This window comes from Halobaculum sp. EA56 (assembly GCF_051195075.1).
Classification (GTDB): Archaea; Halobacteriota; Halobacteria; order Halobacteriales; family Haloferacaceae; genus Halobaculum.
This window is the reverse complement of sequence record NZ_JBNTJX010000006.1, coordinates 165765-186415: the sequence shown is the minus strand read 5'-3', so window position 1 is coordinate 186415 and position 20651 is coordinate 165765. Positions and strand designations below refer to the sequence as shown.

The window sequence follows — 20651 nt, the reverse complement described above, 5'->3', positions numbered from 1 at the left end:
CGACGCGACCGCGCCGTCACCCGGAGGCGAACCGGTCGCCGACGGCGGCGCGGAGCCGGTCGAGCGGCGACGCCGACCGCACGTCGGCGACGAACGGGTACGACGCGCCGACGACGACGCCCCACACGAGGTGGCCGACGAGCGAGGCGGCCGTCAGGTTCGGCAGCGGCGTCTCGATCCCCGTCGCGTTCAGCCAGAGGCTCATGACCACCCCCGCCGCGAGCAGCCACAGCAGCACGCCGTACGCGACGCCGAGCGCGACCGCCCGCGACGCCGAGCCGTCGACCCCCACGCGGGGGGACTTCGAGACGGCGACGACGAACAGCGTCGCGAAGACGGCGCTGTGGAACAGGTGCGCGAGCCACCCCGGGCCGGAGGCGGCCGTCCCGTAGAGCGCGCCGACGACCGACAGCGACCCCGTCGCCGCCTGCAGCACCCCGCCCATGGCGACGCCGGCGACGACGCCCGCTCCGAGGGTCGCCCACAGCGTCCCGGCCGGGATGCCGGGGCTGTCGCCCGGCGGGACGCCCCGTCCGGTCCGCGGCAGCTCCACCCGGACCGCCGTCCGGTCGTCCGCCTCCTCGACGGCGACCGTGCCGCCGTAGCCGGTCGCGAGCAGCCGGACGACCGGGATCCCGTGGTCGACGTCGTTGTGCTCGTACCGGGGAACGCCCTCGACGAGCACCGTCCGCTCGCGCTCGGCGAGCCACGACCCCGGCGCCGCGACGGTCACGGCGACGGTGTGGTCCGCCACGCTCACGTCGAGGGTCGCCTCGCACGGGTCGCCGCTCCGCTCCGGCAGCGCGAGCAGTTCCCCGAACAGTCGCCCGGCGTGGTCGTCGGCGCGGACCGAGACCGACGGGAGGGCGTCGGGGCGTCGCGGTCCCGCCGCCGAGCGCCGGTCGAGACACGACCCGAGGACCTCGTCGAGCCGGACCGGCCCGAGGGCGGCGCCCGTCGCGCTCCCGTCGTCGACGAGGAACGCCGTCTCGGCGACCGCCCGCTCGATCCGGTCGAGGCCGGCGGCGACGGCCGCGCGGCTCCGATCGGGGGCCGACTCCTCGCCGTCGAGGAGCAGTTCCGTGTGGCCCCGGACCGCGGTCAGGCCGTTCCGGATCTCGTGGCGGAGCATCCGGTTGAGCACCGTCGCCCGCTCGGTCTGTCGCCGGACCGCCTCGCGGTGCCGGGTCGCTTCCGCGGACCTGACGCCGACGACCACCCCGCCGGCCCCGCCCGCGAGGACGACGCTGGCGACCACCGTCCCTCCGGCGGGACCGCCGACGCCGCCCGGCGCGGCCGACAGCGCCACCGCGACCGTCGCGGCGAGGCCGACCGCGCCGAGGAGGAACCACGAGGCGACGGTGCGCGCGTACCGTCTGCTGCGCGTACTGACGGCCAGGTTGACGCCGTACAGGACGGCCCCGAGCCCGAGCGCCAGCGGCAGGACCTCCCCGGCGGCGGTGATCGACATCCGCATGCCGCTCCCGAACACCGTGTCCGCGAGGACGACCCGCGTCAGCGCGAACCCCACGGCGGCGACGAGGATCCCGCCCGGCTTCAGCGCGAGTTGGTCGCCCGCCGACGGGGTGTTCACTGGCGCACGTTTCGCCCACTCCCTGTAAACACTAGGGGCGTTCCTGTGTCGCCGACGCCAGACCCCGAAACCGCCAGGCCGGATCCGACCGTACGGCCGCTGTCGTGTCCACTCCGTCTGACGGCGAGTCACGGGAGCCCGCACGCGGCGTCAGCCACGCGTTCGCGGACCTGCTCTCCCAGGAGTTCTCGCCGTCGACGGGACACCTCGCGACCGTGGTGAGCGGCTGCCTGTTCGCCCCGTCGCTGTTCGTGTTCTGGTTCGTCAACGGCGTGGTCGACTTCTCGACCGCGCTCGCGGTCGGCGCCGTGGCATCGCCGGCGGGACTGCAGGTCCGGCTCGCCGCGTACGTCCTGCTCGTCCCGACGTTTCTGGTCGCGCGCGTCGCGGTCCACCTGGTCCGCCCGGCCGACCGCCGCGCGGTCCTCTCGGGGTCGTGCCCCCAGACCACGTACCTCAGCCTCGACTGGGTGAGCGTCGGGATCCTGGCGACGGGGCTCCCGTTCGCCCTCCGGGACGTCGGCCCCTGGCTCGGCGCCAACCTCGTCGTCCTCGTCGGCGTGTTCTTCCTCCCGCACGCGCTCCCGCCGCGGCGACGGGCGGGGGTGCGGGCGGCCGCGCTCGCCGCGGGCCCGGCCGTGTTCCTGTACGCGAAGTACGGCGCCCTCCTGGCGGCCGGCCCGGATCCCGCCGCGGTGCTCGGCCCGGTCGCGACCCTCGAACTCGCGCCGGCGACCGTCGACGCCCTCGCGACGGCGGTGAACAGCCTCGCGGTCGGGCCGGCCGCCGTCGCCGCGTTCGCCGTCGTCTCGAACCACGTCCTCACGCGGCCGGAGCTCCGGTCGGTCCCGCTGGCCCGGCACGCCCTGCCGGACCGCGACCCCGACCGCGTCGTCGTCGCCAGCGCGGCCTTCGGCACCGTGTTCTACCTCTCGGTCGTCGCCGTCGCGACCGGCCGGATCACCGTCGTCCCGTGGTGAGCCGGGGAGGGACGCCGTGCCCCGGTTCCGTCGCGGCCCTCGACCCCGTCCCGCCGCCCTCCCCGTGCGGAACACTCTTGTACTATGTTATCATTTCTCACGATATGGGCCCCGAATGCGCGATCTGGCGAGCCTGCACCGGCGCGGAGGCGGTCGTCCGCGCGAGCGACGCGTCGCCGCCGCGGTCGTTCCGGAACCGCCCGGCCTGTTCGGCGTGTCTGGCGGCGCTGGAGGCCGACCCGACGGTCGACCTGGAGGTCGCCGAACGGTTCACGGCGCGGCCGGCCTGAGCGGCCGGCGTCGAGGCCGACCGCCGGGTCCGGGTCGGCGAGCCCCGACTACTCCTTCGGCAGCCGCGCGACGAACTCCCCGGGCCCGCGCTGTTCGACCTCGTAGCCGTCGGCGTCGAACGCCTCGACCTCCGCGTCGAACTCGTAGAACAGCGGCTGCGGGTCGTGGTCGTTGATCAGCTCCAGCGTCTCGCCGGGGTCCAGAGCGTCGAACGCGTCGTGGATCTCCGGGTGGCGCTGTGCGGGCGGGAGGTCGCGGACGTCGATGGTCTCCGCTGGCATGCGTCCGTCAGTCGGGCCGCCGGCGGGGTAGCCTTCGCCCCGAACACCTTCCGCGGCGGGCCGGCGGGCGGTCCGACGTGGCGGCTCACTCGTGCTCGACGGCGACCCGCCACTCGTCGGGGCCGACCTGCTCGCTGCGGTGGGCGAACCCCCGACGGTCGAGGACGTCGTACAGCGGCTCCGGCTCGAAGCTGTTCACGATCACGAGCGTCCCGTCGGAGTCTAGGTCGTCCAGCGCGTCGCTGATCGGGTCGAAGGGCGGCGCGTCCGTCTCCCGGACGTCCAGCACCCGTGCGTCGTCGCCGTCGGTGGCGTCCTCGGCGCGTGCCATGGCCGACGCTTCGGCCCGCGGGGCGGTGGGCGTTCGCCCGATGATGTTCGCCCGGCCGGAGCCTCGGTGACCGACCGACGGTCGCACGGCGGCCCGGCGGCCTTCGCCGGGTCACTCGCGGGCGACCGGGACGAGCGCGACACGGCCCCCGATCCGGTCGAGCGCGTCCGACTCGACGCCCGACGGGTACGCGAGCGCCGGCGCGACGCCGGGCCCGGCGGCGGCGACCGCCCGTCCGGCCGCCGGCGCGAGGTCCCCCTCCGCGGCGGCGACGGCGACGGCCGCCCGGACCGGCCCCTCGACCCGGAAGGCGACGTCCGTTCCCGCCTCGACGGCGGCCTCGCCGTAGGCCGCCCGGAGGCGCCGTCCGACGGCCGCCGCGAACCCCGCGTCGCCGTCGCTGCCCCCACCGTCGCCGCCGTCGCCAGTTCCGCCGCCGTCGCCGCCTCCACCGTCGCCGGTCCCGCCGGTCGAGAGCGGCGTAAGTTCCCCGTGTTCCGCCTCGACGGCCGGGATCGGGGCCCCGATCGTCGAACGGTCGCTCCCGGCGAACAGCAGGTCCGTCGCCCGGAACGCCCCGCCCTCGACGATCCCGATGAGGCTCCCGCTGTCGCCGCCGGCGCTCATCGGGCCGAACACGTCGACGCCCTCGAAGACCGTCGGCTCCTCGTGGTAGCCGCCGACGCGGACGCGGCCGTCCCGGCCGCGGAGGTCGCCGGTCGTCACGCCGGTGGTCCGGCCGCTCTTCGTGTAGGTGGCGTCCGTCGTCGGCTCCGCGAACCCCGCGAACGGCCCCACGCCCAGCACCGTCCCGGTCACGTCGTCGGGGTCGACCGCGACGAGCGCGCTGTCGGTCGTGTTCGGCGCGTCGGGGTCGATCTCCGAGTACGCCGCGAGCGTCCCGATCGCGTCGCCGTCGCCGCCGCCGTCTGCGGGGCCCGGCTGAAGGACGTCGTCGCCGGTCTCGGCCTCGCCGATCGGCGCGGCGACGTGGGCGTTCGTGAGCACGACCGTCCGACCGTCCTCGGTCTCCAGCGGGGGGCTGCCGAGCGTCCCGGCGGTGATCTCGGGGTGGCCCAGCGACACGCCCGCCGGCGCCGGGCGGACCCGCTCCTTCCGCCCCGGGGCGGCCGGTCGGGTCGCCGTCGCCTGCGACCGGAGGTCGCCGACCTCCTGCACGTCCGTCCGGACGGTCTCGCCGTCGATCTCGACGGTTTCCGGGATCACGTCCCCCGGGTCGAGCTGCGCCTTCGGGACCTTCCGGCGGACGAGCACGACCAGGCACTCCTCGTCGGTCGGGCGGGCGCCGACCCGCTTCGGGCCGCGGCACGTCCCGACGACGTTCGCCCGCGATTCGATGTCGTCACGGACCGCGTCGGGGATCTCCATGTGTCGCGTTCGCACGGCGTTCAGTTAACCGTTCGTACGACCCTCGGGTTCAGTTAACGATCCCACGCCCGGTACAATCTTGACGCCGCGGCCGCTTCGGTCACGCATGTCGGGGACGGACGGCGGCGGCGCCGGAGGGACCGACGGGGGGGACGGCTCCGGCGGCTGTGGGAACGACGGCCCCGGAACCCACGCCGGCCCCGCGGACGGCGCGCTCGCGGTCGCCCGCGGGGAGGGCCGCGCCACGCTGGAGGCGCAGCTGTCGGCGATGGACGAGGTCGACGCGAAGGCGCTGTCGGTGTTCCGGCTGAACGTCGCGCTCGTCGGCGTGCTCCTGTCGGCGCTGTCGGTCGCGGCCGCCAGCGGCGCCGTCGACGTCGGGGGGCTGCTCACGCCGGTCGTCGGCGCGGCGACGCTCCTGTTCGGGCTCTCGGCGGCCGCCGCGGGGCTCACGTACGTCGCCGTCGGCCGCCGCGTCGGCGTCGCGCCCGCGGGCCTGCGCGCCGCCGTCGACGCCGACGCGTCCGCCTTCCGCCGGCGCCTCGTCGAGGGGTACGCCGACTGGATCCGCGCCAACGAGCGGGCGAACGACCGGAAGGCGCTGCTCGTCTCGCTGTCGGTGCTCGGCACCGTCGCCGGCACGCTCGCGCTCGTCGTCGGCGTCGTCGGCGCGCTCGCGGGAACGCTGCTCGTCCCCGCGGCCGTCGCGGCGCTCGTGACCGTCGGCCTCGCGGTGCTGTTCGACCTGCCCGGGCAGGTCCGGCGGATCACGGGGCCGACGGACGGCTCCGACGACCCCGGCGAGGGAACCGTCGCGCCGCGGGCGGTCGACGACGCGCTCGACGGTCAGCGGGCCGGTCCGGGCCGCGACCCCGATGGGTGACGCGCGTCGGGTCGCCGGGGACCGGTCGCCGGCCGAGGCGACGGCCGCGACCGTTCCCCCGCCGGCGACGCCTCAGTACGCGGCCAGGACGACCGTCAGCTCAGCCGACCCCCCGGGCTCGGCGACCGTCACGTCGAACCCGACCGCGAGGAGGTGCGTCTCGCCCGCGCGCTCCTGCACGACGACGCCGTCGACCGTCCCGCAGTCGCCGAACGCGCGGTTCGGCCCGCGCGGACAGTTCCCCGCAGCCCACGCCGTCGCCGCGGTCGAGTTTCGCTCGACGTCGACGACGACCGTCTCGGACAGCCGGGCGGACTCGACCCCCCGAACGTCCGGTGAGAGCACGGCGTCGAACTCCGCGACGGCCTCCTCGCGATCCGCCCACGGGTAGCGCCCGAGCGACCCCGAGGCGTTCGCGACCGCGCGGTCGAGCGCCCGTAGCGTCCCCTCGCCCGGCCGGTCGGCCTCCGCGCCCGCGGCCACGTCGGGATGTGCGCCCAGCGTGAGGTACGCCAGCGCCATCGGGACGAGCGCCGCGGCGGCGACGGCGGCCGCGAGGAGGACCAACTGGGCGCGGTCGGACCCGCCGTCGCCGTCGTCCCGGGGACCGGTCGCCCTCGGCCCGCGACGACCGCCGGTCATACGTACCACACCCACAGGACGACCTCGCCGCCCGGCGTCGCCGCCGTCGCGCGCCCGACCGGGACGCCGTTCGGGCGCTCGAAGCCCACCGCGCCGTGGGGCGTCTCGACGCGGAACAGGAGGTTGCCGCCGAGGATCCGGGACACCCGCTCGCGAAGCGCGTCGCGCTCGCGGTCGAACGCCGCCGGCGACCGGCTCACCTCGTCGATCCGGGTTCCGCCGGCGTGACGCGGCGGCTCCTCGGCGAGTACCGTGAGCGCGTCCGCGGCGTACGCGTCCAGTTGCGCCTCCGCGGTCGCCGGCGCCGGCAGCGCCAGCCCGAACGACGCCGCGACCGCGAGCAGGAACGCGACGCCGACGGCCGCCTCCACGACCGGAAGCGAGAGCTGCCCGCGGTCGTCGTCCCCCCCGGCCCGCCGGCCCGCGCCCGGCTCACGCATCGACGGTCACCTCCAGCGTCGCCTTCCGGGCCCGTTCCGGGTAGTACGTCACCCGGACGGTGCCGGTCGCGTTCGCGTCGAACGCGAGCGCGATGGTCTCGGTCCGGGGGACCGCGACCGTCTCGACGCCGCGCAGCCCGCCGGGACGGTGGAGCACCACCCGGCCGTCGGCCCTGACTGTCTCCACGCCGGCCGCCGAGAAGTCGAACCGTACGCGGTCCGTGCGCCGCGGGAGCGTCACACCCACGCTCGCGTTCACCGAACGCGAACGGGGATCGGCGTCCGCCACGAGGACGATCCGGCGGAACGAGGTTCCGTCGACGGGGTCGCCGCGTTCGACGACCGTCGCGCCGTCGAGGCGGACCCCGAACGCGGCGTCGGCCAGCGGCGGGACCAGCGCGACCAGCCGGTCGGTCGACAGGTCCGCGACGGCGCTCTCGTTCACCACGTTCGCGCGACGGGTCAGCGGGGAGTCCGCGGCGGTCAGGCGGTCGGCGGTCGCGACCGCGGCCCGGCGTTCGGTCGGGTCCCTGTCCGCGCCTGCAAGCGCTCCGTCCGCGAGCGCGAGCGTCACGCCGACGGTGGCCGTGAGGACCACCAGCGCGGCGACCAGGGCCGCGAGGTTCGCCTGTCCCCTGTCGTCCGTCCACGGCGGTCCGTCGCCGGCCGCGGACTCGTCCCCGGCCGTCATCGGTTCACCAACTCGACGGTCACCGTTCCGTCGCCGCCCGTCACCACGACGACCGTCCGCGCCCCGCTGCGCCAGGTGCCGGTCACCGCGGTCGCCCGGTCCGGCAGCGCGAGCCGGACCGACGCCTCGACCGCCGGGTCCGGGTGTACCAGCCGGAGGGTCCCGCCGTCGGCGACGATCCGGTAGCCCGCGCCCCGGATCGTCGCCGGGAGCGGGACGCGCCGCTCGACGCGGACCGTTGCCGCCGGCGGGGGAACCGTCCGCTCGACGTCGGTCGCGGCGCCGGCGAGCGTTCGCTCGGCGACCCGGTCGCCGGCGGCGTCGCGGTAGTCGGGGACGACGCCGCCGAACAGCGCCGCCCACAGCCCCGCGACGAACAGCACCATCAGTCCGACCTCCAGCGACTTCGAGACGACCGGGGTGACCGCCCGGTCCCCGGTGGGGTCTTCCCCCCCGCTGTCGGTCGACCTCGCGACGTTCATCGCCCCGCCTCCAGCCGCAGTCGGTGCTCGACGAGGTGGAGCTCGCGCGTCCCCGGGAACGCCGCGACGACGCTGTCGACGCCGTCGCCGTCGAAGTCCCGGGCGCTCGTGACGGCGCCCCGCGACTCGAAGAACGCCCGCCACGGCCGCGGCGTCTCGGTCTCGACGGCGATCCGCCAGTCCCCCTCGCCGAGCGCGTCCCGGTCGTGGCTCACTCGCGTCGACAGCGGGACGCGCCCGCCGCCGGCGTACGCGAACCGCTCGTCGCCGACGACGGCGACCCCGACGGCGAGCGTCCCGGCCGCGACGGACAGCGCCGGCGGCGCGTCCATGACCGCGTTCCCCGGCGGCCCCCGGACGACGGCGCCGGCGACGAACGCGACGCGGTGGTCGTGGGAGCGCCAGACGACGCCGCCGACGTGGAGGCGTCTGACCTCGCCGCTCGCGTTCAGTACCCTGACCGTCCGCTCGACGGTGTGGAGACGGCCGTCGGTGAACGAGACGGTGCCGCGGTGGTGGCCGGTCACCGCCGCTGGGGCGAGCGCGGCGTCGAGGTCGGCGGACACCCGGCCGGCGTCGACGCCGGCGGCGTTGGACTCGACCACGGTGCCGACGGTCGCGGTGAGGGCGGCCATCGAGACGGCGGTGACGCCCAGCAGGATCGCGACGCCGACGACGTGCGACTGGGCGCGGCGGTCGGCGCCGTCGTCGTCGCGGCGGCCTCGCCGGCCGCGGGGCCGACCGTCCTCGCGTCGACCGTCGTCGCCGCGGAGGAACGGCCGGATCACAGCAACCCCGCGACCGCGAAGATCAGGAAACAGACGGTCACCAGCGCGCCCGAGTGCAGCAGCATCGCGTACCGGCCGCGGTCGGCGGCGCCGGCGAACACCCCCGAGGCGACCACGGTCGCCTGCGCGACGACGTAGAACCGCCGGCGGTCGCGCTCGAGGTCGACCGCGTCCGGGTCGAGCGCGCCGCCGCCGGTCGACAGCGACGCGAGGTCCGCGAAGCCGTCGAGGACGGTGAGGTTCACCGCGACGACGATGCCGACGACCAGCAGCGCGGTCGTCCACCCGACGACGACGTAGACGAGCATGTTCGCGCGGAGCGCGCGCTTCTCGTGGTACAGCCGACCGACCTCGGTCTGGAGCGTCTCGAACACCGCCTCCGCGTCGCTGCCGGCGTCGAGCGCGCCGGAGACGAGGCCGATGCTCTGGGCGGCCAGCGGCGTCCCCACGCGCTCGGTGAACCGCCGGAGCGCGGCGGTCCGCAGGTCCTCGCCGGGGCCGCCGGCGACGCCGAGGGCGAACGCGAGGTCGGCCACGTCGGGCGAGAGCGGGCCCAGGTCGACGTCGCGGGCGACGTGATCGACGGCCGCCGACAGCGGCTTCCCGAGCGCGACGTGGCCGGCGACGGCGTGGACGAAGTCGGAGATCTCCCGGTCCTTCGCGTCGTCCAGGCGCCCCCGGCGCAGGCCGACGGCCCCGACCGGGACCGCGTACGCCGCGTAGCCGAGCAGGGTCGCGTTCACCGCGTCGACGCCGGCGGCGAGCAGTCCCCCGAGCGCGAGGAGGCCGACCGGGACGAGCACGACGGCCGCGGCCGCGGGGTTCGTCGGCGCCGACCCGAGGAGCCCCGCGACGTCGCGCGGCACCCCGTGGGCGACCCGCTGGTCGGCCGGGCGCAGGTCCGAGACGAGCGCGCCGGCGGTCGCGCCGACCGCGAGGACGAACGCCGCGGCGCCGTACACCGCGACGGCGCGCCGGGTCACGGGCCCCAGCGGCGTCGCCACCGGCGTCGACAGCCCCGGCGAGAGCACGCTCATCACCGTGAGGACGATGACGAACAGCGCCGGCAGGACCAGCAGGACGACGAACAGCTCCGCGACCAGCTCCATGAAGTCGGCGTTGCGCTCGCGGCGCTGTTCGCCCCGGTGGCCGAGCATCCGCGACTCCATCCGGAGATACCCTGCGAGCGCGTCGTCGCCCTGGGCGGCGTGCTCGCGGAACTTCAGCAGGAACGGGGCGAGCATGTCCCGCGAGGGCGTGTCGCGGGCGACGCGGCCGATCCCCTCGTGCAGGCTCCCGGTGAGCGACGCGGTCGTCAACGCCGTCCGGACCGACACCGCCGTCTCGCCGTAGGCGTCCGTGTCGGCGACGCGTCGGAGCATCGCCCGCGGGCCGTCGCTCCCCGATGAGAGCGCGTGGAGGAAGCGGGCGGCGCCCGGCAGCGTCCGTTCGATCCCGCCCCGCCTAGCTTTTGTCCGCCAGCGGAGGCGTGCGCCGGCGAGCCGGACGGTCGCGTACTTCGCGGCGGTGCCCGCGAGGCCGGCGGCGACGGCCGCCGTGTGCAGCGGCGACGGCGGTCGGACGCGCACGCCGACGCCCGCGAGCACGTCCGCGACGGCCTCGCCGACGGTCGCCGGGACGGCGCTGACGACGACGAGCGTCCACACGAGCACGGCCAGACAGACCGCCCACGAGAGGCCGTACGCCCGGGCGAGATACAGGTCGAAGCTGGTCTCCATCGCCGCGCCGCGGTAGCGTTTCCGGTCGGCAGCGTGCCGGCGCCCGTCGGCGTGCCGCGAGAACAGCGCGTACAGCGCACGGTCGAACACGGACCGGTCGGCGACGCCGTCGCCCGCCGGGTCGGACGCGCCGGAAGCGGGATCGTGGCGCTCCGCACGCGTCCGCTCGGCGGCGGGGAGTTCGCTCACTGTTGCCCTCCGTCGTCGCCCGTCCGACCGCCGTCCGTGGCGGCGTCGGGATCCGCGGCCGAGTCGGGGGCGTCGTCCGCGTCGGACCCCTCGTCCACGTCGGATCCGGGGACTGTCCTCGCCTCGCGGGCCTCCCGCTTCCGGCGCACGCGCTCGACGGTCGCCGCCTCGTCGGTCCGCAGGGCCGCCAGGAAGTCGAACGTCTCCTCGACGTCGGTCACGCCCTCGGCGACGAGGTACCTGACGTAGCGGTGTTTCCGGTGGAACTCCCGCTCGACGGCCTCGACCGTCCGGTCCGTCCGGTCGGCGATCCGGTGGAACAGCCGGTGGTCGAGCCGGCGGACGGCGTCCCCGAGCTCCGGGTGATCGTACGCCAGTGAGAAGTCGCCGTCGGGGTCGCGGTCGAGCACGCGGTTCCAGTGGACCGCCGTCCCGTCCTTCTCGACGACGCTGCCGGCGCCGGCGCAGTCGCCGAACGCGTCGCCGGCGGCGAGTTCGACCGCCTCGGCGACGTAGCGGTCGCCGTCGTTGTTGTGCGGGAAGACGACCAGGTCGATCTCGCCGAGGAGGTACGGCGGGAGGCCCTGCTCGATCACCCGGTTCACGAGCGTGTCCACGTCCTCCGCGTGGGTGGTGCCGAGCACGCCGTGGCCGGTGTTGAGGCTCTCGCCGAAGGTCCGGAACGACGCCGGCGTGTTCACCTCCGCGATCACCTCCACGTCGGGGTTCAGGTAGTTCGTCTCGGTCATCAGGTCCGCCATCGTGACGCGCTTGAACTCGTTCTCGTGGTCGCGCGTCGTCAGCGAGATGCCCGTCTCGTGTGGCAGGAGCACCTCGCGGCTCCCCTCGTCGATGGAGACGGGGCGGTCGTCGAACGGGATGAACGGGGTGTGCGCGTTGAGCAGCGTCGTCTTCCCGGCGCCGGTCGGCCCGGAGAACAGGACGACGCCGCGATGTTCGTACAGCAGCCACAGCAGCGTCACCAGCTCCGTCGGGAGCGTCCCCGACTCGACGAGGTCGACCGGCGTGTGCGGGTCGGCAGACTGCTTGCGCACCGAGAGGTGCGGGCCGCCCGCGGAGATGACCGGCAGCGCGACCGCACACCGGATCGTGTCCGGGACGCCGTCGAGGTCGACGTTCACCTTCGCGGAGGGGTTCGACGCCGTCAGCTCCGTCCCGTCGAGCGCGGCGAGGTGGGTGACGACGTTGACGAACGCCGCCTCGGAGTCGAACGAGAGGTTCGTCGGGACGCGGCCGTCGGCGCCCAGCCCCGCCCGGGGCACCACCTTCACGCGCTCGCCGACGCGGTTCGCCTCCACGTCCTCCAGGTGGGGGTCGCGTAGGGGAACCGTGAGGACGCCCTGACCCACATAGTCGCGGAGGACGTAGTACACCAGATCGGCGAGGCGGTCCGGCGCGTACCGGGAGTCGACCGGCGGCACCGCCAGGTCGTACTCCGCGAGGGCCGCCCGGACCCGGTAGGCCGTCGCGTCGAGCCAGGTCCGGGCGTCCCGCGCGGTGAGTCGCCGCGAGAGGAACCGCCGGGCGCGCTCGCGGACGAACGCCGCGCGGTCGTCGATCACCTCGGTCGCCGTCGCCTCCCACACGCGATCCTTGCACTCGGCGATGAGGTCCTCGTCGCCGGGGAGCAGCGGGGGCTCGCGGACCGCGTACTTCGTGGCGAAGCGGTCCTCGCCGAGCAGCCGGTCGCGGTACACCACCACGTCGACGGCGAACCCCTCGAACGGGACCGCGTATGTCCGGAGGCGCTCGCTGGCGACCCGGTCGACGTACCGGGCGTCCACGGGCACGTCGGTCACCGCGGGCGCGAACGCGCTGGTGTGGACGACCACGCGGCCGTCCTCGCCGTCCACGTCGGCGACCTCGACGCGGTCGTCCAGCGCCAGCGGCGTCGCCGCTCCGAGCAGGCGGAACTCCCGGAGGGCGTGGTAGTCCACCCGCCTGCGGAGCGCGGGGGTCGCGTCGACGAGGCGTTCGACGGCCCGCTCGTACTTCGGCTCGAACCCCGCGTCCGCGCGCTCGACCGTCCCCGCGCGGGTGAGCGGCCGGCGGTGCGTGCCCGTGTCGAACCGGTCCGCGACGGTCGCGTACGCCCGCTCGCCGCCGGGGCCGAGGCTCGGCTCTCTCGTCTCGTAGCGGAACTGGCTGCCCGTCGGGTCGCCGCGCTCGCGCACGGTCGCGACGACCCCCGGGTACGATTCGTACTGCGCCCGCACGTCGGGGGCGTACCACGCGTCGGCGGAGTCGGGTGGCTCGGGCGCCGGCACGCCCGGCCGATCGCCCGTCTGACCGGTCATTACGGTTCGTGGTTCGCTGTAGTATTTAGTATTTTATATCAAAAATTAACTCCGGGGCTCGGGGTCGAGCCGGGATCCGCTCCCTCGTCGGCTGTGGCTGCCCCGCCGGATCGCGGTTCGGGCCCGTCGAACCTCCCGACGCTCGCCGCCACCCTGGTTCTCGCCGCACGCCGTCGTCCGACCGGGTGTTCCGTCACGGAGTTTCATGCCCGTCCCGCACGTACGCACGGGCCGTGACGGACGCGACGGAGTCGACACGCTCGACGAGCGCGGAGCGGCGCGACGAACGGTTCCTGCTGGCCTGTGCGGTGGCCGCGACGGTCGGCTGTCTGCTGGCGACGGCGACGCCGATCGCCGCGGGCTCGTCCCCGGCGTTCACGGGGAGCATCGTGACCAGCGGGCTACTGGGGACGCTGTTCGCCGTCCAGAACTACCGGCTGTTTCGACGGGACCGTGCGGTCGCGCTCGCGCCGGCGGTACTCACGGTCGTCTTCGGGATCTGGTTCATGACCGCGCCGCTGGTGTACACCGGGGTCGGATTCCTCGCGACCGCGGGGACCCAACTCGCGGGACTGCTCGTCGCCGCGTTCGCGTTCTACATGGTGGTCGCACGGGTCGCGCCGGCGCGGTGAGTTCGGGCCGGCGCGCGAGGGCTCTCGGTCGGCATCGCACCTTTCTCCGTCGGGTCCGTACTCGACGTATGTCGCGGATGGACCCGGAGGCGGTGATGCGCGCGTGGGACGAGATCGCCGCGACGTACGCCCGGCGGCGAGACCCCGACGGTTCCGACGCGGCGTTGATCGACGACCTGCTCGCGGCGCTGCCGCCGTCGCCGGTCCTGCTCGATGTGGGCTGCGGCGACGGCGCCCGCACGCTCGCGAACCTCCCCGACGGCGCGGTCGGGCTCGACATTTCGCGCGCGGGGCTGGCGCTCGCGCGCGAGCGCGCCCCCGGGAGTCGACTGGTCCACGGCGAGATGAGCCGCCTGCCGATACGGACGGGGAGCGTCGACGGGATCTCCGCCTACCACACCGTCTTTCACGTCCCCCGGCAGGACCACCCGACCGTGTACCGCGAGTTCGCCCGAGTGCTCCGCCCCGGCGGCCGCCTGCTGATGACGCTCCCGGGCGGACGCTACGAGACGGTCCGCCGGGGCTGGATGGGCGGGGAGATGTTCTTCTCGACGCCCGGTCGGGAGGCGACGCTCCGGCAGCTGCGGGACGCGAGGTTCCGGGTCGCTCGGACCGTCACCGCGGACGACCCCCTCGGGAGCGGCACCGAGTTCGTCTTCGCCATCCGGGAAGGGTGAACCCCGTTCGGGCGCCCCGATCCCGACAACGGGGGTCGACTGTGGCGGTAGGAACGCGAGCGCCGGCCGTGACCGCCGGCGGCGTTTTGTGGTGCCGGCGCCTCCCGACGGCTGTGCGTGGACTACGCTACGTCTCCTGTGACCGGTGTGGGCTCGTCCACTCGGACGTCGACGTGCCGGCGCGGTGTGCCCGCTGTGCGGGCGGCGACTTCACGGCGCTCGTCGCCGACCGCGGGGCCGACGCCCGCGCCGCCGACGCGGCGTACTTCGCCGACACGATGCTCGACGGCACCTGAGGACGGACCCGACGGTATCGACCGGCCGCGCGTGAGGTGACGGCGTCGTCAGTCGGCGATGACGGCGTGTTCGGCGTCGTCAGTCGGCGATGACGGCGTGTTCGCGCAGCGTCTCCAGCGGCACCTCCTCCAGCACCGCCTCGTTCGTCGCCGCCAGGACGACCGGGGGCGCGACGCCGGCCGTCCGCGCCTCCGACCAGCGCGGCAGACAGAGACACCAGCGGTCGCCGTCTGACAGGCCCGGGAACCCCAGGTCCGGCCGCGGCGTGACCAGGTCGTTGCCGCGGTCGCGGGAGAACCGGAGGAACTCGTCGGTGACGACCGCACACACCTCGTGGCGGCCGGGGTCCCGTGCGAGGTGGCGGCAGTGCCCGTCGCGGCGGAACCCCGTCTCGGGGTCGCGACTGCACGCCGCCAGCGGCTCGCCGAGGACGTTCCGCTCGCCGTCCGCCCCGTTCGTGGGTACGTCCGCCATTCCCTCCGGCGTACGGTCGCCGCGAGCATAAGTTGGGGCGCTCGACACCTACCCAGTCGTGGCGTCCGGACGGGCCGTCGCGACCGGAGTGCCGCGTCGCTTATTCCCGCTCCGGCGCTAGCGTACCCGATGCCATCGACCACGCGCGGCGAGGGTCCGCCGGACGGTACGGCCGCCCTCGCCGTCGAAGGGCTCACCAAGCGCTTCGGCTCCGGCGACGACGCCGTCCGGGCGGTCGACGACGTCTCCTTCGCCGTCGAGCGCGGCTCGGTCGTCGGCCTGCTGGGCCCCAACGGCGCGGGGAAGACGACGCTGATCAAGTCGATCCTCGGGACGGTCATCCCCGACGAGGGGACCGTCCGCGTGCTCGGCCGCGACGCGACCGAGGGGCGGCGGGCCGTGTACGCCGACGTGGACGCGATGCTGGAGGGCGCCCGCAACGACTACTGGCGGCTGACGGTCCGGGAGAACCTCCGCTACTTCGCGACGATCGGCGGCGTCGACCCCGACTCGGTCGCCGACCGGCACGACCGCCTGCTCGACCGGCTGGAGCTGACCGGGAAGGCCGACACGCCGGTCCGGGAGCTGTCGCGGGGGATGAAACAGAAGGTGTCGCTCGCGAGCGTGCTGGCGGGCGGCGCGGAGCTCGTCTTCCTCGACGAGCCGACGCTCGGGCTCGACGTCGAGGGGTCGCGGACGCTTCGGCGCGAGCTCCGCCGTCTCGCCGAGGAAGAGGCGCTCACCGTCGTGGTGAGCAGCCACGACATGCGCGTCATCGAGGACGTGTGTGACCGCGTGATCGTCATGTCGGCGGGCGCGGTCGTCGCGGACGAGGCGGTCGAGCGGCTCCTCGGCGCCGTCGACGACTACCGCGTCCGCGTCGCGAGCGACGACCTCTCGCCGGCGACGGTCGACGACCTGCGCGGTCGGTTCGACGTCGCGGACGCGGACGCGAGCGCCGACCCGCCGGTCCTGGCGGTCCGCACCGACGGGGACGCGGTGTACGACCTCTTCGACGCGCTCCGCGCGGCCGGCGTGACGCTCGACCGCGTCGACACCGTCGAGCGCTCCCTGGAGGACGTGTTCGTCCGACTGACCGGCGCGGCGCCGGACGAGTCGGACGCGTCCGGTCCGGACGAGGTGTCGCCTCGGGCGGGACGCCGGCGGACGACCGCGCCCGGCGACGACGGGGGTTCGCAGTGACCGCCGCAGGGACGGACGACCGCGATGGTGACGGCGCCGCCGCCGGCGGTCCGCGCCCGGCCACGTACGTCGACCTCGCCCGCGCTGTTCTCTACCGGGAGTTCCTGATCTTCGTCCGCTATCCGGCGAACGCGATCGGCGGGATCGTCGTCTCGCTGGTGTTCTTCGGACTGTTGTTCGTCGGCGGGCGGATGCTGGCCGGCCGGGCGCTGGTCGACTCGCTCTCGGGGATCGTCGTCGGCTACTTCCTGTGGACGCTCGCAGTCGGCGCGTACTCGTCGGTGTCAAACGACATCGGGAGCGAGGTGCAGTGGGGAACCCTGGAGCGGCACGTCACGACGCCGTTCGGGTTCGCCCCCGTCGCCCTGCTCAAGGGGGTCGCGAAGCTGGTGCGGACGTTCCTCACCTCCGCGGTCGTGCTGGCGGCGATGCTCCTGCTCACCGGGGCGAGCCTGGCGATCGCGCCCGTGACGGTCGTCGTCGTCGCGGGACTGGCGATCGTCTCGGTGCTGGGACTCGGCTTCGCGGCCGGCGGCGTCACCGTCCTGTACAAGCGGGTCGGCAACTGGCTGAACCTCCTCCAGTTCGGCTTCGTCGTCCTCGTGTCGGCGCCGGTGCTGGACCGGCCGTGGCTGCGGCTGCTGCCGCTGGCCCACGGGAGCGCGATGCTCCAGCGGGCGATGGTCGACGGCGTCCGGCTGTGGGAGTTCCCGCTCGCCGACCTGACGCTGTTGGTCGGCGTCGCGGTCGGCTACCTCGGGATCGGCTACGTCGTCTTCCACTACGCGACCCGGCGAGCGCGTCGCCTCGGCGTGCTCGGCGACTACTGATCGGCGACGAGGACTCGCCGTTCGGCGCGCCGTCTCGCCGTCTCGCCGTCTCACCGTCTCGCCGTCGGCGTCACTCTCGACACCGCCGCCGCCGCAACCCCTAACCCGGTCGGGCCGGTACAGGGCGTACCATGACCTTCGACCCCACAGACCAGGGAATCGACGCCGAGGAGGCGCACCGCCGCGTCACGGACGCCATCGACGAGCACGAGGTCGTGCTGTTCATGAAGGGGACCGCCCGGATGCCCCAGTGCGGCTACTCGAAGCGCGCGCTCGGGCTGATCGGCCAGTACCGCGACGACGTGGCGACGGTGGACACGCTGCAGAACCTCGACGCCTTCCGGGAGGCGCTGGAGGCCGAGAGCGGGTGGGAGACCATCCCGCAGACGTTCGTCGACGGCGAGTTCGTCGGCGGCAGCGACGTGCTCGCCGAGCTGGAGGAACGCGGCGACCTCGCCGAGACGCTGAACGCCGAGGGCGGGGCGAGCGGATCCGGCGGGGAGGCGGCGGCCGGACCTGACGCGCCCTTCTGAGTCGGTCGGGACGCGGGACAGCGTCGTCGGGAGGGCCACCGCCGCGCCGAGCGTGACGCTCCGCTCGGACGCGCCGACCTCCGACGACTCCGGCGGGAGCGGTGGCGGTGACGACGGAAGAACCGGGGGGAGCGATGACCCAGGTATCGATGCCTGCCCGCGGGGGCGACGCCGCCCCGTCGGGTACCGACGGTCCGTGGGTCGGGGAGCGCGCGGCGGACGTCTCTCGGCTCGGGCTCGCCGACCCCGCGAACACGTCGGGGGTGCTGTCGACGCTGTCCGGCGGCGGGACGACGACGACGCTGGAACGGGCGATCGCGGTCGACCCCGACGCGGTCGAGGTGGTCGTCACCGTCCGCGTCTCCGGCGACGCGACCGCCGACCCCGACTCCCGGGCGAGCGCGGTCGTGCACACGCCCGACGGCGACGAGACGGTGCTCGACCTCGACGGCGGCACCAGCGGGGTCGTCACCCGCGAGGTGACGGTCGAGGCGGTCGCCGGGCGAACGGTGACCGTCGAGTTCCGCGCGAGCGACGGCGCGACGCTGACTGTTCGGGAGGTCTCGGTCGAGGCCCGCTACGACAGCGACGGCGACGGGCTGACCAATGCCGAGGAGACGAACGGCTTCCGGGTCGGGACGGGCGAGCGGGTGTACACGAACCCCTATTCGGCCGACACCGACGGGGACGGGCTATTCGACAGCGAAGAGATCGGACGGAAGGTGAGCAACGAATTCGGGACGTACTACATCATCCACAGCGACCCCACGAAGTACGACACGGATCGAGACGGATTGGACGACTTCCAAGAGAGAGCGTGGGAAACCGAAGCGATGTCCGCTGACACGGACGACGACGGGTACGCCGACGACATCGACCCGGATCCGACGGTCGAGAGTCGGGCTCCGATGGTTCGGATCACGAGCGAGGAGCCGGTCGTGAACCAACAGACGGGGGAGATCGAATACTACCCCGACTACAACGAGAACATCACGGTTCGGGTGTCCGACGACTCTGCGATCCGGTCGATTTCGGTGCTCGGGTACTACGATACGCAAGGTGGCGACACGTTCTTTGCCGAATCCACGCCGACGCTGATCGCACAAGACTCAGACTCCGGTCGATCGATTGAGGAGTACACCGTTCCGCTGAAGCAGGCCGGTGTGTTGAACGAACCGCCCGAGTACTATTACGTGAACGTCACCGACGAACACGGGAACACGGTCTCGCTCAGACTCGATCCCAACGAGACGACGACGTTCGCGGATACGGTCGACGCGACATCCAGTGTGGCACTCGGTGGTCTCGCGATCAGTGGAGTCGGGTCGACCGGTGGCGGAACAGCGACCGCGGGTGGCGTTGGAAGTGTCGGAGCGGCACCCGTTGTGGCTGCCGTTGGTATCGGTGCTGCTATCGGGACCGGTGCGCTGTACGCCGATTACAATCAACCCGCAGCAGGCTATCGGTCCGAGGCGATCAGAGGAAGGCTAAATCCGCTCGTTCCTACCGAGGAGATCATCCTCACTTTCCCAGCGGCAGAGACCGGCGACGAACTGAACCACCCCATTCGTCTCCCCCGTGGTAAGGTGTATGACGCACCGACCGGGTTTGGTGAGAATGTCGACCGTGGGTTCGGATGGGAGTACATCAAGCGGACCCCGGGAATTAGCGAGAAGGACGATATCGGGGAAATTCTTCGGGTGCCGAGTTCTGTCGTCAGGCAACGTGACCGATCGATGATCATCGGTGAGACGAACGAAGGGGACCGAATTACTCTTGAAATAGCGAGTGGGGTGCTTGTCGCCGCTACTACTACTGTCTCTGACGTGCAGGGTAGAGATGTCGAGATCGGTGAAAATGTAATTGATAAAATAATCAATAAAAACGACTGGGATCACAATCAGGTTGGGAACTCGCGAGAGACTGTCCGGAGTCGTATTGAAGAAATCCTCAAATCTCCGGCAGAGGTTTACAAAAGTCAAAATCAAGATCGGTGGATGTATGCAAAACGGTTTAATATCGATGGACGAGTTATTACTATCGTGCTGTTTGTACAGGATGGGTCAGTAGCCACAGCATTCGCTCCCACGCTGAATGGGTATGCTGGAGGAACTGGGCATTCTGAAGAATTTGTCAGATGGTATATGAAGAGGCAAGGGATGGAAAAACAATACCAATCGAACGATGTCGATCCAATAACCCCGAGAGTTGATGTCGGTGAACGTCCAACGATACCAAGCAGAGACGAAATGCCTGAGCCATGATCAAGTTCGAAATACTAGATATTTGGGCCGGATGGAAGCATGCACAGACCCCTGATAATCTCAAACTCTCCCTCTCACATGACGACGAGAGGCACGAAACATCCGCTTCACTGCGCGATGTAGTCGAACTGTACTACCGAATTGAGAATCAGGTGAGTGGCGATATGTCGTTCGGAACAGGCGGGCCGGTAGTGCTGTCGATGCGTTCTACAGGCACGGACCCGGACGTGAATACCGTCCGCTTCGAGTTGCGGCCAATAGATACAGAAATCAGATATGCAGAACTCCGGTCTGCCGTTCGAACGTTGGTCAAGCGTGCGTTCGAAGCTCACGATCAGCAGGGATACCGTGACCTCCGTACACGTGAACTAAACCATCTTCAGGAGTGGATCGACCGGTTGGGGTTGGACGGAGACGTGCAGCAGTTATATGCCGATGATGACGAGTAGCAGATACCGTGCACTCCTCCCCTGATTCTAATTGAGTTAATCAAAACAAAAGATGCTTAATAGAACCGACATTTTCTCCCAGAACAACCCAATTTGACGGACCAGTATATTTCGAAATTGGAGTTGCGAGGATTCGATCTTTTCTGTAACTGAGGCCACAGTCGATTTCGTCGTAGCAGACGCTTGCGACAACACGCTCCGTCAGACAGCAGTCTATCGAGTTATCTCACTAGCCGACGATAACCGTCGAGTTT

Annotated in this window: 23 protein-coding genes; 11 read left to right on the top strand and 12 right to left on the bottom strand. The window is 72.6% G+C overall.

Annotation, left to right across the window (positions count from 1 at the left end; genetic code table 11):
- Nucleotides 1-16: 16 nt before the first annotated feature.
- Complete coding sequence (locus ACQUQ1_RS12580) at nucleotides 17-1594, bottom strand: ATP-binding protein (RefSeq protein ID WP_435064647.1); 1578 nt, start codon at nucleotides 1592-1594, stop codon at nucleotides 17-19.
- Between the two features lie 104 nt (nucleotides 1595-1698).
- Here ACQUQ1_RS12580 and ACQUQ1_RS12575 point away from each other — a divergent pair, with 104 nt between their 5' ends.
- Nucleotides 1699-2574, top strand: a complete 876-nt coding sequence (locus ACQUQ1_RS12575; protein ID WP_435064646.1) for a hypothetical protein — start codon at nucleotides 1699-1701, stop codon at nucleotides 2572-2574.
- A 104-nt stretch (nucleotides 2575-2678) separates the two neighbouring features.
- Nucleotides 2679-2864, top strand: a complete 186-nt coding sequence (locus tag ACQUQ1_RS12570; RefSeq protein ID WP_435064645.1) for a hypothetical protein — start codon at nucleotides 2679-2681, stop codon at nucleotides 2862-2864.
- Between the two features lie 48 nt (nucleotides 2865-2912).
- Here the strand turns inward: ACQUQ1_RS12570 and ACQUQ1_RS12565 are convergent, their stop codons facing one another.
- The 3 genes from ACQUQ1_RS12565 to ACQUQ1_RS12555 all read right to left on the bottom strand — a co-directional run bounded on the left by ACQUQ1_RS12565 (nucleotide 2913) and on the right by ACQUQ1_RS12555 (nucleotide 4866).
- Nucleotides 2913-3146, bottom strand: coding sequence for a DUF2249 domain-containing protein (locus ACQUQ1_RS12565; protein ID WP_435064644.1), 234 nt, complete (start codon nucleotides 3144-3146; stop codon nucleotides 2913-2915).
- Nucleotides 3147-3231: 85 nt separating this feature from the next.
- On the bottom strand, nucleotides 3232-3477 hold the full coding sequence (locus ACQUQ1_RS12560; RefSeq protein ID WP_435064643.1) for a DUF2249 domain-containing protein: 246 nt from the start codon (nucleotides 3475-3477) through the stop codon (nucleotides 3232-3234).
- Between the two features lie 111 nt (nucleotides 3478-3588).
- Complete coding sequence (locus tag ACQUQ1_RS12555; RefSeq protein WP_435064642.1) at nucleotides 3589-4866, bottom strand: hypothetical protein; 1278 nt, start codon at nucleotides 4864-4866, stop codon at nucleotides 3589-3591.
- A 106-nt stretch (nucleotides 4867-4972) separates the two neighbouring features.
- Here ACQUQ1_RS12555 and ACQUQ1_RS12550 point away from each other — a divergent pair, with 106 nt between their 5' ends.
- The gene (locus ACQUQ1_RS12550; RefSeq protein WP_435064641.1) at nucleotides 4973-5749 is read left to right on the top strand and encodes a hypothetical protein; all 777 of its coding nucleotides are present in this window, start codon (nucleotides 4973-4975) and stop codon (nucleotides 5747-5749) included.
- A 72-nt stretch (nucleotides 5750-5821) separates the two neighbouring features.
- Here ACQUQ1_RS12550 and ACQUQ1_RS12545 read toward each other — a convergent pair whose 3' ends face one another.
- Genes ACQUQ1_RS12545 through ACQUQ1_RS12515 form a run of 7 tightly spaced genes read right to left on the bottom strand, consistent with a single transcriptional unit; the run spans nucleotide 5822 to nucleotide 13038 of the window.
- Nucleotides 5822-6391, bottom strand: a complete 570-nt coding sequence (locus ACQUQ1_RS12545) for a DUF7261 family protein (RefSeq protein WP_435064640.1) — start codon at nucleotides 6389-6391, stop codon at nucleotides 5822-5824.
- The gene (locus ACQUQ1_RS12540; protein ID WP_435064639.1) at nucleotides 6388-6831 is read right to left on the bottom strand and encodes a DUF7262 family protein; all 444 of its coding nucleotides are present in this window, start codon (nucleotides 6829-6831) and stop codon (nucleotides 6388-6390) included. The genes ACQUQ1_RS12545 and ACQUQ1_RS12540 overlap by 4 nt, the downstream gene beginning before the upstream one ends.
- Nucleotides 6824-7522, bottom strand: coding sequence for a DUF7263 family protein (locus ACQUQ1_RS12535; protein WP_435064638.1), 699 nt, complete (start codon nucleotides 7520-7522; stop codon nucleotides 6824-6826). Before ACQUQ1_RS12535 ends, ACQUQ1_RS12540 begins: the two co-directional genes overlap by 8 nt.
- Nucleotides 7519-8004: a DUF7266 family protein gene (locus ACQUQ1_RS12530; protein ID WP_435064637.1), complete on the bottom strand. Its 486-nt coding sequence runs from the start codon at nucleotides 8002-8004 to the stop codon at nucleotides 7519-7521. The genes ACQUQ1_RS12535 and ACQUQ1_RS12530 overlap by 4 nt, the downstream gene beginning before the upstream one ends.
- The gene (locus ACQUQ1_RS12525; protein WP_435064636.1) at nucleotides 8001-8792 is read right to left on the bottom strand and encodes a DUF7289 family protein; all 792 of its coding nucleotides are present in this window, start codon (nucleotides 8790-8792) and stop codon (nucleotides 8001-8003) included. Before ACQUQ1_RS12525 ends, ACQUQ1_RS12530 begins: the two co-directional genes overlap by 4 nt.
- A complete protein-coding gene (locus tag ACQUQ1_RS12520; RefSeq protein ID WP_435064635.1) occupies nucleotides 8789-10720 on the bottom strand; it encodes a type II secretion system F family protein in 1932 nt (643 codons plus the stop codon). The genes ACQUQ1_RS12525 and ACQUQ1_RS12520 overlap by 4 nt, the downstream gene beginning before the upstream one ends.
- Complete coding sequence (locus ACQUQ1_RS12515; RefSeq protein ID WP_435064634.1) at nucleotides 10717-13038, bottom strand: type II/IV secretion system ATPase subunit; 2322 nt, start codon at nucleotides 13036-13038, stop codon at nucleotides 10717-10719. Before ACQUQ1_RS12515 ends, ACQUQ1_RS12520 begins: the two co-directional genes overlap by 4 nt.
- A 233-nt stretch (nucleotides 13039-13271) precedes the next feature.
- On the opposite strand from ACQUQ1_RS12515, the gene ACQUQ1_RS12510 reads away from it, so the two are divergent.
- The 3 genes from ACQUQ1_RS12510 (at nucleotide 13272) to ACQUQ1_RS12500 (ending at nucleotide 14643) form a co-directional block, all read left to right on the top strand.
- Nucleotides 13272-13670, top strand: a complete 399-nt coding sequence (locus ACQUQ1_RS12510; RefSeq protein ID WP_435064633.1) for a hypothetical protein — start codon at nucleotides 13272-13274, stop codon at nucleotides 13668-13670.
- Between the two features lie 77 nt (nucleotides 13671-13747).
- Nucleotides 13748-14347 (top strand): class I SAM-dependent methyltransferase, encoded by a 600-nt coding sequence (locus ACQUQ1_RS12505; RefSeq protein ID WP_435064685.1) that lies wholly within the window; start codon nucleotides 13748-13750, stop codon nucleotides 14345-14347.
- A gap of 113 nt (nucleotides 14348-14460) precedes the next feature.
- On the top strand, nucleotides 14461-14643 hold the full coding sequence (locus ACQUQ1_RS12500; RefSeq protein ID WP_435064632.1) for a hypothetical protein: 183 nt from the start codon (nucleotides 14461-14463) through the stop codon (nucleotides 14641-14643).
- Nucleotides 14644-14722: 79 nt separating this feature from the next.
- Here ACQUQ1_RS12500 and ACQUQ1_RS12495 read toward each other — a convergent pair whose 3' ends face one another.
- Nucleotides 14723-15118, bottom strand: coding sequence for a DUF2237 family protein (locus ACQUQ1_RS12495; RefSeq protein ID WP_435064631.1), 396 nt, complete (start codon nucleotides 15116-15118; stop codon nucleotides 14723-14725).
- Between the two features lie 129 nt (nucleotides 15119-15247).
- On the opposite strand from ACQUQ1_RS12495, the gene ACQUQ1_RS12490 reads away from it, so the two are divergent.
- From ACQUQ1_RS12490 to ACQUQ1_RS12470, 5 genes are all read left to right on the top strand, one after another.
- The gene (locus tag ACQUQ1_RS12490) at nucleotides 15248-16321 is read left to right on the top strand and encodes an ABC transporter ATP-binding protein (RefSeq protein WP_435064630.1); all 1074 of its coding nucleotides are present in this window, start codon (nucleotides 15248-15250) and stop codon (nucleotides 16319-16321) included.
- The gene (locus ACQUQ1_RS12485; RefSeq protein WP_435064629.1) at nucleotides 16318-17151 is read left to right on the top strand and encodes an ABC transporter permease; all 834 of its coding nucleotides are present in this window, start codon (nucleotides 16318-16320) and stop codon (nucleotides 17149-17151) included. Before ACQUQ1_RS12490 ends, ACQUQ1_RS12485 begins: the two co-directional genes overlap by 4 nt.
- Nucleotides 17152-17282: 131 nt before the next feature.
- Entirely contained in the window at nucleotides 17283-17684 is a 402-nt protein-coding gene (locus ACQUQ1_RS12480) for a glutaredoxin family protein (RefSeq protein WP_435064628.1), read from the top strand.
- 107 nt (nucleotides 17685-17791) lie between these two features.
- The gene (locus tag ACQUQ1_RS12475) at nucleotides 17792-19948 is read left to right on the top strand and encodes a hypothetical protein (protein ID WP_435064627.1); all 2157 of its coding nucleotides are present in this window, start codon (nucleotides 17792-17794) and stop codon (nucleotides 19946-19948) included.
- Nucleotides 19945-20397 carry a hypothetical protein gene (locus ACQUQ1_RS12470; RefSeq protein WP_435064626.1) on the top strand — a complete coding sequence of 151 codons (453 nt, stop codon included), beginning with the start codon at nucleotides 19945-19947 and terminating at the stop codon, nucleotides 20395-20397. Before ACQUQ1_RS12475 ends, ACQUQ1_RS12470 begins: the two co-directional genes overlap by 4 nt.
- Nucleotides 20398-20651 lie beyond the last annotated feature (254 nt).